Source organism: Mesorhizobium sp. M1A.F.Ca.ET.072.01.1.1 (genome assembly GCF_004023325.1).
Taxonomy (GTDB): domain Bacteria; phylum Pseudomonadota; class Alphaproteobacteria; order Rhizobiales; family Rhizobiaceae; genus Mesorhizobium.
Window position 1 is genome coordinate 1 of record NZ_RZSF01000248.1, and the last position, 10,339, is coordinate 10,339.

The 10,339-nt window shown below is 62.5% G+C and carries 14 protein-coding genes; 5 read left to right on the top strand and 9 right to left on the bottom strand.

The genetic code is table 11. From position 1 onward, the window contains the following. Together EOA32_RS26760 and lgt are read right to left on the bottom strand one after the other, a co-directional pair. Nucleotides 1–595: SAM-dependent methyltransferase (locus EOA32_RS26760; protein WP_189407393.1), on the bottom strand; the 595-nt coding region annotated here is incomplete at its 3' end. Continuing rightward, a complete protein-coding gene (gene lgt, locus EOA32_RS26765; protein WP_128373312.1) occupies nucleotides 592–1,446 on the bottom strand; it encodes a prolipoprotein diacylglyceryl transferase in 855 nt (284 codons plus the stop codon). The genes EOA32_RS26760 and lgt, both read right to left, overlap by 4 nt. A 132-nt stretch (nucleotides 1,447–1,578) precedes the next feature. Here lgt and EOA32_RS26770 point away from each other — a divergent pair, with 132 nt between their 5' ends. The 3 genes from EOA32_RS26770 (at nucleotide 1,579) to EOA32_RS26780 (ending at nucleotide 3,080) form a co-directional block, all read left to right on the top strand. Next, the gene (locus EOA32_RS26770) at nucleotides 1,579–1,881 is read left to right on the top strand and encodes an accessory factor UbiK family protein (RefSeq protein WP_066994397.1); all 303 of its coding nucleotides are present in this window, start codon (nucleotides 1,579–1,581) and stop codon (nucleotides 1,879–1,881) included. A gap of 320 nt (nucleotides 1,882–2,201) precedes the next feature. Continuing rightward, nucleotides 2,202–2,702: a YbjN domain-containing protein gene (locus tag EOA32_RS26775; protein ID WP_066994911.1), complete on the top strand. Its 501-nt coding sequence runs from the start codon at nucleotides 2,202–2,204 to the stop codon at nucleotides 2,700–2,702. Between the two features lie 18 nt (nucleotides 2,703–2,720). Further along, complete coding sequence (locus tag EOA32_RS26780; RefSeq protein WP_066994400.1) at nucleotides 2,721–3,080, top strand: tRNA-binding protein; 360 nt, start codon at nucleotides 2,721–2,723, stop codon at nucleotides 3,078–3,080. On the opposite strand, the gene EOA32_RS26785 is transcribed toward EOA32_RS26780, so the two are convergent. Genes EOA32_RS26785 through EOA32_RS26800 form a run of 5 tightly spaced genes read right to left on the bottom strand, consistent with a single transcriptional unit; the run spans nucleotide 3,072 to nucleotide 7,046 of the window. After that, the gene (locus EOA32_RS26785; RefSeq protein WP_128373313.1) at nucleotides 3,072–4,136 is read right to left on the bottom strand and encodes a glycosyltransferase family 1 protein; all 1,065 of its coding nucleotides are present in this window, start codon (nucleotides 4,134–4,136) and stop codon (nucleotides 3,072–3,074) included. The two genes, EOA32_RS26780 and EOA32_RS26785, sit on opposite strands and share 9 nt — an antisense overlap. Next, the gene (locus EOA32_RS38825) at nucleotides 4,124–4,285 is read right to left on the bottom strand and encodes a hypothetical protein (RefSeq protein ID WP_189407395.1); all 162 of its coding nucleotides are present in this window, start codon (nucleotides 4,283–4,285) and stop codon (nucleotides 4,124–4,126) included. Before EOA32_RS38825 ends, EOA32_RS26785 begins: the two co-directional genes overlap by 13 nt. Before the next feature lie 54 nt (nucleotides 4,286–4,339). After that, a complete protein-coding gene (locus tag EOA32_RS26790; RefSeq protein WP_082953957.1) occupies nucleotides 4,340–5,755 on the bottom strand; it encodes an ATP-binding protein in 1,416 nt (471 codons plus the stop codon). 51 nt (nucleotides 5,756–5,806) lie between these two features. Then, a complete protein-coding gene (locus EOA32_RS26795) occupies nucleotides 5,807–6,526 on the bottom strand; it encodes a response regulator transcription factor (protein WP_059188911.1) in 720 nt (239 codons plus the stop codon). Beyond that, entirely contained in the window at nucleotides 6,513–7,046 is a 534-nt protein-coding gene (locus EOA32_RS26800; protein WP_128373314.1) for a MarR family transcriptional regulator, read from the bottom strand. The genes EOA32_RS26795 and EOA32_RS26800 overlap by 14 nt, the downstream gene beginning before the upstream one ends. A 262-nt stretch (nucleotides 7,047–7,308) precedes the next feature. Between EOA32_RS26800 and EOA32_RS26805 the strand changes: the two genes are divergently transcribed. After that, nucleotides 7,309–8,202 (top strand): branched-chain amino acid aminotransferase, encoded by an 894-nt coding sequence (locus tag EOA32_RS26805; RefSeq protein ID WP_128373315.1) that lies wholly within the window; start codon nucleotides 7,309–7,311, stop codon nucleotides 8,200–8,202. Between the two features lie 338 nt (nucleotides 8,203–8,540). Further along, complete coding sequence (locus EOA32_RS26810) at nucleotides 8,541–9,182, top strand: MBL fold metallo-hydrolase (protein ID WP_066994919.1); 642 nt, start codon at nucleotides 8,541–8,543, stop codon at nucleotides 9,180–9,182. 66 nt (nucleotides 9,183–9,248) lie between these two features. Here EOA32_RS26810 and EOA32_RS26815 read toward each other — a convergent pair whose 3' ends face one another. Then, a complete protein-coding gene (locus EOA32_RS26815; RefSeq protein ID WP_128373316.1) occupies nucleotides 9,249–9,659 on the bottom strand; it encodes a BA14K family protein in 411 nt (136 codons plus the stop codon). A 190-nt stretch (nucleotides 9,660–9,849) separates the two neighbouring features. Further along, on the bottom strand, nucleotides 9,850–10,062 hold the full coding sequence (locus EOA32_RS26820; protein WP_006202521.1) for a cold-shock protein: 213 nt from the start codon (nucleotides 10,060–10,062) through the stop codon (nucleotides 9,850–9,852). Between the last annotated feature and the right edge of the window lie 277 nt (nucleotides 10,063–10,339).

Sequence of the window (10,339 nt, forward strand, 5' to 3'; positions counted from 1 at the left end):
GCGCCGGGTCGACGGAACCCGCGCCGGCGAAGAAATGAAGATTGTCTTGTTCGTCGAGCCCGACCATGCGCTCGCGCCAGCCGGCGCCGACATAGACGAACTGGCGGATCGGCACGGCGTCGAAGAGTTCATTGCCGATGATGAAGAGCGGCTGCTGCGGCAGCGTGTCGATGGTTTGGTGCCAGCTCAGGGCGGGGCTCTGGCCGGCGAGCGTCTCTTTCTGGATTTCGGTCAGGCGCGGACTGGTCTCGATCATGGCGAAGGAAGCCTCGGCGGCAAGCGCCGGATCGAGGCGCGACCAGGTGCGCAGCATGTCCTTCATCAGCGTGCCGCGACCGGGCCCGATTTCGGCGAAGGTGGCTGGCAGCGGACGCCCGCCGCCTTGCCAGGCCTGGTAGAGCCAGACGGCGACAAGCTCGCCGAACATCTGGCTGATCTCCGGCGCGGTGACGAAGTCGCCGGCGGCGCCGAAGGGCTCGCGCGTCGTATAATAGCCGTCCTCAGGGTCGAACAGGCAGAGCGCCATGTATTCGCTGACCGGGATCGGCCCCACCGCGCCGATCAGGCCGATGATGCGCTCCTTCAGCCTGGTCATGCCGGCTGCGTCTGCGTCGTCGGCTTTGCGGTGGCCATGGCCCAGATGCCGGCGAGCACCATCGGCGAGGACAGGACCATGCCCATGGTCAGCCAGTTGGTGCCGAGCAGATAACCGAGCTGCTGGTCAGGCTCGCGGAAGAACTCGACGAAGATGCGAGACAGGCCGTAGCCGCAGATGAAGGCGCCGCCGACGAAGCGCGGTGTCTTCAGCTTCAGCCGCGAGTGGGTGAGAAAGCGCAGCACCAGGAAGAGCACAAGACCTTCCAGCAGCGCCTCGTAGAGCTGGCTGGGATGCCGGGTGAACGGGCCGCCATTGGGGAATTCGATCGCCCAGGGCACGTCCGATGGACGGCCCCAGAGCTCCGAATTGATGAAATTGGCCACACGCACCAGCCCAAGGCCGACCGGCACGCCGGCCGAGACGACGTCAAACAGCGTCCAGGTATGAATGCCGCGCTTGAGCGAAAAGAGGGTCATGGCGAGGATCACGCCGAGCAGTCCGCCATGGAACGACATGCCGCCCTGCCAGACCGCCAAGATGTCGAGCGGATGCGCGATATAGCGTGGAAGGTCGTAGAAGAGGACATAGCCGGTGCGCCCGCCGAGCACCACGCCGATCGCCGCCCAGACGATGAAATCGTCAAGATCCTCGGGCGTCATCGGCAGCTTGCCGTCCGGCCAAAGGCTGGCATTGCTGGCCAGGCGCTTGGCGTACCACCAGGCGAACAGAATGCCGACGATGTAGCCGACGCCGTACCAATGCACCGCCAGCGGCCCGATTTGGACGATGACCGGGTCGATATTGGGAAAGGGCAGGGAGGCCAGCGGCAGCAGGAAATATTCGCTCAAACTGGGTCGCTCCGGTTGCGGTCGTCTATCGGGCGCGGACCATGCGGCAGGGTTTTGGCGGGGTCAAGGCACGCTTCGCTTGCAATCCGTGCCGCGCGCCACTACGTCAAAATAATCAAGCGAGGATTTGCCATGTCGACCGGAACGAACCGCATTCTCGATGAATTCGCCAAGCTGATGACCGATGCCGCGGGGGCAGCCCAAGGCGTCAGGCGCGAGATGGAGACGGCTTTCCGCAGCCAAGCCGAGCGCCTGCTCAACTCCATGGATGTGGTGAAACGCGAGGAGTTCGAGGCTGCGCGCGAGATGGCCGTCAAGGCAAGAGAAGACAACATCCAGCTTGCGGTGCGCGTCGAAGCGCTCGAGGCCAAGCTCGCCGAATTGACCGGGCAAGCCGCACCTGCGGCTGCGGCGAAGCCCAGATCAAAAAAATAATCGTAAACTTTTCCACAAAGCACGATCCGAAAAATCGCTTTGCCGTGAATCGCTTACCGGCATTGCATGAATCTTTTTGACAGCGCCTTTCCACATGCGAATGACGCAGTGCGAAAAATTGGGCTGTTCACGCGACTCCCGATCAATAGACTGAATTTGTTGCATGATTCGAAGCAGGGTCATGCGCCGGGCGGTGGGGTCCGGTTGGGGTCTTTGCGTTGGAAAGTCCTGGCCGTCCGAGTTCTAGACAAGATTGTTCGTTGTGCGTGCCCTCTCTCGCGGAGCGTGTGGCGGCGCTCTCAGAACGACAGGAAGCATTCATGGAACTCCTCGAACTCGAATTCTCCCGCGAAATCCACCCGGTGGACGTCATCGAGCAGGTGGCCCACAACAATGACTGGTCCTTCGAACGCGCCGGCGACGACGAGATTTCGATTTCGGTAACAGGCAGCTGGACCGACTATCATGTCTCCTTTTCCTGGATGGAAGATTTCGAAGCGCTGCATCTGGCCTGCGCGTTCGACATCAAGGTGCCGGAAACGCGCGCGCTGGAGGTGATGCGACTCCTTTCGCTAATCAACGAACAGATGCTGTTTGGCCATTTCGACCTGTGGGAGCAGGAGGGCGCGATCATGTTCCGGCAATCGCTGCTGCTCGCCGGCGGGGTCGAGCCGTCGAGCCAGCAGGTCGAGGTGCTTCTGTCATCGGCGTTAGAGGCCTGCGAATGCTATTTCCAGGCCTTCCAATTCGTCGTCTGGTCGGGTACGTCGGCCAAGGACGCGCTGTCGAGCGTGCTCTTTGAAACCCATGGAAGCGCCTGAGCGAAGCCAATACCGCCGATGAGTTCCAGCAGCGAGCGCAAGCCGGAGATCAGCTTTGCCGATTTCGATCGTGTCGACATCCGTGCCGGCACGATCGTCGAGGCTGAGCCCTTTCCGGAGGCGCGCAAGCCGGCATTCAAGCTGAAGATCGATTTCGGCCCGGCGATCGGGGTGAAGAAGTCGTCGGCGCAGATCACCAAATATTATGCGCCGGAGACGCTGATCGGCCGGCAGGTCTTCGCGGTGGTCAATTTCCCGCCGCGCCAGATCGGCCCGTTCATGTCGGAAGTGCTGACGCTTGGCTTTCCGGACGAGGAGGGCGCCGTCGTGCTCGGCGCCATCGAGCGCAAAGTGCCGGACGGCGGGCGTCTATTCTAGAACAAGCCTGGGCCGGCTTGACGTCACCGCATCCCGATCGGTGCGCTTGCGCGGCATTCCCAGCGCCTCTTCGACCACGTCCAGGAACATCTCGGCGCATGCCTTCCAACTGTAGCGCAGGGCGCGCTGGCGCGCCTCCGCGCGGTCAATGTGAAGCGCCTTGAGCGCCGCCTCGCGCAAATCCTCGGATACGGCCCCACCGACGCCGTCGCCGACGATGTCGATCGGTCCGGTCACCGGATAGGCGGCCACCGGCGTGCCGCTGGCCAGAGCCTCGATGATGACGTTGCCGAAGGTGTCGGTGCGGCTCGGAAAGACGAAGACGTCAGCCGAAGCGTAGATTTCCGCCAGTTCGTCGTTCGGGCGATGGCCGAGGAAATGCGCGTTCGGATAGCGGGCGCTGAGCTTTGCCAGTTCCGGCCCTTCGCCGACCACCACCTTGCTGCCGGGGAGATCGAGATCGAGGAAGGCGGTCAGGTTCTTTTCGATCGCGACGCGGCCGACGCAGAGGAAGATGGGGCGGGGAAAGCTGGTTTCCTTGCGTTTGTCCGGCCGGAAATGATCGGTGTCGACGCCGCGAGTCCAGGGCCTCAGCTTATCGAAGCCGCGCGAGGCAAGGTCGTCCGCCAACGATTGCGTAGCGACCAACGTGCCCTGTCCGGAATTGTGGAAGTCGCGCAGCCAGTTATAGGCCCACCTCTCCGGCACCGGCAGGCGGGCGCTGAGATATTCGGGGAAACGCGTGTGGTAGCTGGTGGTAAAGGGACGGCCGGCCTTGCGGCAGTAGCGGCGCGCCATGATGCCGAGCGGCCCTTCGGTGACAATGTGGATGTGGTCGGCCTTGTGCGCTTCGATCAGCCGCGCGACATGACTGGGGGTTGTCAAGGCGAGCCGAATGTCCGGGTAGGTCGGCAGCGGCAAGGTGCGGAAGATGTTCGGCGTCAGAAAATCGACCTGGACGTCGAAGGATTTCAGCGTTTCGGTAAGCCGCTCCAGCGTGTGAACCACGCCGTTGACCTGCGGTCGCCATGCATCGGTGACCATCAGGATTCGCATGGCGACCCTTTGCACAGATTCTTGGGCGCGCCGGCACGATGGCGGAACGGCAGCCAGGCTGCAGCTCGCGCTTCGCTCCAGCGCACCCGGGCGGGTGCGGGATCGAAGCGGGGCGGCATGGCCGAATCGATAAAGGTCGCGCGCTTCATGCGCGCTCTTGACCATGATTTCATGACGGGGGGATGAAGGCCGTCTTTGTCCGACTAAGCCGGCACCTTGATCACGGCTCGCAAACCGCCAAGCGGGCTGTCTTCCAGCATGATGTCGCCGCCATGAGTTCGGGCGATGTCGCGGGCGATCGACAGACCAAGGCCGGTGCCGCTGGCATCGAGATTGCGCGCTTCGTCGAGCCGCAGGAATGGCTTGAACACTTCCTCGCGCTTGTCCGGCGCGATGCCGGGACCGTCATCGTCGATGGTGACGGTCAGCGAGCCGCGGCCATGATTGGCATGGACCTCGACCGTCTTGGCATATCGGAAGGCATTGCCGATGACATTGGACATCAGCCTGGCAAAGGCGTTCGGCCGCACATGCACGGTCGGATCGCCGGTCAGTGTCGTCGACAGCTTGCATTTGCGCAGTTGCGCTTCCTCGCCAAGCTTCTGGAAATAGGCATCGAGATCGAAGCGGCCGGTGTCTTCCGCCGCCTCGCCGCGGGCAAAGGAGAGATAGCCCTCCAGCATCGACTGCATGTCGTCGATGTCCTGGTTCAGCGCGGCCTTGGTCTCGGCCTTGCCACCGGCCAGGGCCAACTGCAGCTTGAAGCGGGTTAGAATGGTCCTGAGATCATGGCTGACGCCGGTCAGCATGGCGGTGCGCTGCTCGATCTGGCGCTCGATGCGCTCGCGCATCTGGATGAAGGCGAAGCCGGCGCGGCGCACTTCCTCCGCGCCGCGCGGACGGAAATCGCGCGGCATCGGCCGGCCCTTGCCGAAGCTCTCGGCGGCTTCGGCCAAGGTCAAGATCGGCCGTATTTGATTGCGCAGGAAGGGGATGGCGATCATCAAGAGCACGAGCGAGGTGCCGACCATCCAGATCAGGAAGATATGGGTGTTTGAGGCATAAGCCTGGCTGCGACGCACGAAGACGCGCAGGACCTTGCCTTCGAGCTGGACGCGGACCTCGACGACATTGGAGTTGCCGACCGTGTCGATCCAGAAGGGACGGTTGATCTGCCGGGTAATCTCCGACGACAGGGCCGTGTCGAGGATTGAGAAGAACGGCTTCGGCCCGGGGGCCGGCAGGGGATCGGGCGGCAGCAGATCCACCTTCAGCTGCATGCGGTCTTGGGCGATGCGGATGATGTTGGCGTAATCGGCGTCGTGGGGATAGGTCTCCATCATGTCGATGATGGCGGCGATGTCTGCGATCGTCGCCTGCGACAGGCGTTGGGTAACCGTCTGCCAGTGGCGCTCCATGAAGACGAAGGCAACGACCGACTGCAAAAGGATCATCGGCGCGATGACGATGATCAGGGAGCGGGCATAAAGCCGCTTCGGCATGTAGAGCGCGACCAGGCGCCAAAACCGGTTCCAGGCGCGCGGCATCGCCCTCAGCGTCCGCAAAGCGAGATCGCCGAGGCTCCCGGTCTTGGGCTTTTCCAGTTGCGTGGTCGCCATTGGCCCTTCCGCTCGTAGACGGCCATTCAGCCAAGGCCGTCTGCGAGCATGTTATTCCACGCTGAGCCGATACCCAATACCGCGCACGGTCTGGAGCCACACCGGATTTGACGGATCGCGCTCGATCTTGCGGCGCAGCCGGTTGATCTGGACATCGATGGTCCGTTCGCCGACATCCGATTCGTCGCCGACGAGCTCGTGCCGCGGTATGGTTTCGCCCGCCCGGGCGGCGAAGATCGCCAGGATTTCCTGCTCGCGGTCGGTCAGCTTCAGCGCCTCGCCGCCACGCTTCAGTTCGCGCTTGGCGATCTGGAACGTGTAGGGGCCGAATACGAGCTGCTCGACTTTCGGCGTCGCCGCCGGGCCGCCGCGGCGCAGGATGTTGTTGATGCGCAGGATGAGCTCGCGCGGATCGAAGGGCTTCGGCAGATAGTCGTCGGCGCCAGCTTCGAGCCCGGTGATACGGCTGTCGGTTTCCGACAGCGCCGTCAGCATCAGGATCGGCACGTTCTTCTCGGCCCGCAGCGCCTTGGTGAGGTCGACGCCGGTTTCGCCGGGCATCATGACGTCAAGCACGAGCAGGTCGAAGTCCAGCCCCGCGAGCTTGCGCCGGGCCTCGCCGGAGTTGCCGGCGACGGTGACGCGAAAACCGTTCTCGGACAAATATTGCTTGAGCAGATTGCGAATGCGGGTGTCGTCGTCGACCACCAGCAGATGCGGCGCATCATCGCCGGGCGCTGCCGGATGATCAACCTTCTCAGTGGTCTCCATTTTTCTTCCCCGATGTTTGCGCAGGCACAATGTCGATCTGCGCTCTAAGTTCCGGATTGACCATCGCCTCGAGGAATCTCTCGATCGAGGCGCGCTCGGCGGTCCCGGAATCTTCCAATGCAGCACGGATGCGGCGCGACTGTGGCCGTGCCAGCGCCAGTGCCAGCGCGCGGCCCTTGGCAGTCGGATAGAGCTCGCGCTGCCGGCGATCGCGCAATCCTTGCACCTGGACAATATGGTCCGTGTCGATCAGCTGCTTCAACACCCGCGCCAGGCTCTGCTTGGTGATCTTCAGTACGTCGAGCAGCTCGGCTACCGTCAGTCCGGGCCTGCGGTTGACGAAATGCAGGACGCGGTGATGGGCACGGCCGAAGCCGTAATCGGCAAGGATCTGGTCGGGATCGGAGGTGAAGTCGCGGTAGGCAAAGAAAAACAGCTCGATGATGGCAAAGTCGATGCCGTCCTCGTCGGTGATCGCCGTCCTGATCGGTTTTCCGGCTCCGGGGCTTCGATCCGTCATCATTTCTCCATCCAAGCGGGGAATTACGTCAGTACTGTTGACGTAATTTCCCGCAAATGATAATTTTTGACAAGCTTTTCGGCGGATTGCGAACGAAAAGGCAAGCGGAAGCCGTTTTTCCGGAACTTCCTAAGTTTGCCAGGGATTGAATATCCGCCTACGCTTCCAGACACAGGCCGGCGGTTTCGGACCCAGTGGCGGGGCCGATACGAAAGGTCGTATGACACAACGATTGGCGGGCGCCCGCCCGCGGGAGGTTTCCATGGCATCCGTTCCCTTCGATCAACTGGACGGCTTCATCTGGATGAACGGGGAGTTCGTCAAATGGGGCGAGGCCAAGATCCACGTGCTGACCCATGGCCTGCACTATGCCAGCGCGGTCTTCGAGGGCGAGCGCGCCTATGGCGGCCAGATATTCAAGCTCACCGAGCACAATGAGCGCCTGCATGAATCGGCGCGCCTGCTCGGCTTCAAGATTCCCTACTCGGTCGGCGAGATCGACGAGGCTTGCCGCACGCTTCTGAAGAAGCAGGGTTTCAAGGACGCCTATGTGCGTCCGATCGCCTGGCGCGGCAGCGAGCAGATGGGTGTTTCGGCGCAGAACAACCGCATCAACTGCGCCATCGCCATCTGGCAGTGGCCGAGCTATTTCGACCCGGCGCAGAAGCTGAAGGGCATCCGCCTCGACGTCGCCGAATGGCGCCGGCCCGACCCGCGCACCGCGCCATCCAAGTCCAAGGCCGCCGGCCTCTACATGATCTGCACGCTCTCCAAGCACGCCGCCGAGGCCAAGGGCTACGCCGACGCCATGATGCTCGACTGGCGCGGCCAGGTGGCGGAAGCCACCGGCGCCAACATCTTCTTCGTCAAGGACGGCAAAATCCACACCCCGACGCCCGACTGCTTCCTCGACGGCATCACCCGCCGCACCGTTATCGGCCTGGCCAAGGACCGCGGCATCGAGGTGATCGAGCGCGCCATCATGCCCGAAGAGCTCGATGGCTTTGAGCAGTGCTTCCTTACCGGCACGGCCGCGGAAGTCACGCCGGTCTCGGAAATCGGCCCGTACCGATTCGAGGTTGGCGAGATCGCCAAGACGTTGATGAACGACTATTCTGCCGCGGTGCAGCCAAAGCACGCCATCGCCGCAGAATAGCGATAGTCGCAGCCTTTTTGTGCAACGGGGCGGTTTTCGGGCCGCCCCTTTTATTTGGGCGCCTGCGCAGCAATTCGGCGTCTCATGGGTGCGGGCGATCCGGCGACGGCAGCGGAGCAGCCGGTGGGATTGGCAGGGCGATGGACATACAAAGCATCATCGTCGGCGCCATCCTCACCGACATCATGCGCGCGGTCATGACCGTGATGAAGAATGGGCTTGGCAGAATTTCAGGCTTCCCATGGACGGCTATGGCCGCCCATTTCTTTTGGAGGGATCACCGGTGGACGCAGTCGGCTGTGCCCTCTACATCAGGGCAACACCTCGAAAGGAAAGCCATGGGTCAGCTCAATGCCGGCATCGTGCCGGTCACGCCCTTCCAGCAGAATTGCACCATTCTCTTCGACATGGACGACAAACAAGGTGTCGTCGTCGATCCCGGCGGCGACGTCGACAAGATAGTGGCGGTACTCAAGGACAACGCGATCAGGGCGAAGGCGATCTGGATCACTCACGGCCATATCGATCATGCCGGCGGCGCGATGGATCTGAAGGATGCACTCGGCATCGACATCATCGGCCCGCACGAGGCCGATCGGCCGCTGCTTGCCAATCTCGAGACCCAGGCCAAGCGCTTCGGCCTTACCGATCCGGTGCGCAATTGCATTCCGGACAGTTTTCTCAGCGAAGGCGACACGGTCTCGTTCGGAGAGCATGTGTTCGAGGTGCTGCATTGTCCGGGGCACGCGCCGGGCCATGTCGTCTACTACAACCGCGCGGCCAAATTCGCCCATGTCGGCGACGTGCTGTTTCGCGGCTCGATAGGCCGCACCGATCTGCCGGGCGGCGATCACGCCGCGCTGATCGCCTCGATCAAAGACAAGCTGCTGCCGCTCGGCGACGATATCGGCTTCATCTGCGGTCACGGTCCGGGCGGCCGCTTCGGCGAGGAGCGCCGGACGAATCCCTTCCTGGCCTGATCCTCTGCGCAAAGAAAAAGCGCCGCTGGAGGGCGGCGCTTTTGCCTGGACTGGAAACCGCAAGTCTTAGTTGGCAACACAGAAATGCTGTTCGCCATCGTTGCCCGTGAATGTGCCGGTACGCGAGTTGAAGGTGCGGTAGCGGTCGGAGCAATACTCGTACCATTGGCGGGTCCACGGCTCGGCATAGCGGTCGGCATAGACGACGCGCGGCTGTACATAGTAGCGGCGAACGGGGCGGTCGACATAATAGCCGTCATCATAGGCGGGATCGTAGTATCTCGGCCCAGGGTTGCTGAGAGCACTACCGATCAGGGCGCCCGCCGCCAGGCCGACAACGCCCGCGGCAAGGGCGTCGCCGCCATTGTGATGATGACGACGCCAGCGCCAATCATCAGCATTTGCCGCCGAGAAGGTGGCCAAAGTGGTCGCGGCGACGCCGGCGGTCACAATGGCGGTCTTGAGAATTCGGTCCATTTTCGGTCTCCTTCGCGCCGGCCCGCGTATTTCAGGGGATGCGGGTCGGCTTTAGCAGGGGTTAATAGAAGACCGTGGCTGAACGGAGGCTGAACGGCACTGCGCGAACGATTTCGCGGCTCGACAAAATTCCGAGCTCTGCGGGAGCGCCCCGCCTGCTCAGTCTCCGTCGGATCTGTCTTGAGCCGGCTTAGCCGATAGACAGGTTGACGGCCTTCGGACCCTTGCCTCGCTTGTCGGGCTCGGTGTCGAATGTCACTTTCTGCCCATCCTCAAGACCGGGAAGGCCCGACGCCTGCACGGCCGAAATATGGACGAAGACGTCCTTCGCGCCATCGTCGGGCGTGATGAAGCCGAAGCCCTTGGCATGGTTGAAGAATTTGACGGTGCCGGTCTGCGGCATGGGAAGCTCCTTTGATCCCATCAAGTCAGTCTCGGGCCGGCAAACTGCCCGAGAGGAAATTTGTCCTTTATTTTAGCGCTATCGGCAAGAGAAAGTTTTCGCCTGCCAATACAACTATTTGCCGGACAAAAAAGGGCGCGACGGAACCGTCGCGCCCTTAAAAACTCAAGCTTCCTGCGAAGCCGATTCATGATCCCGCCGCGCCGTTCATCAGCGGAAGGACGGCAGCGTCGCCCGCTCAGGCGGCGCGGAGGTTGACCGCCTTCGGACCCTTGCC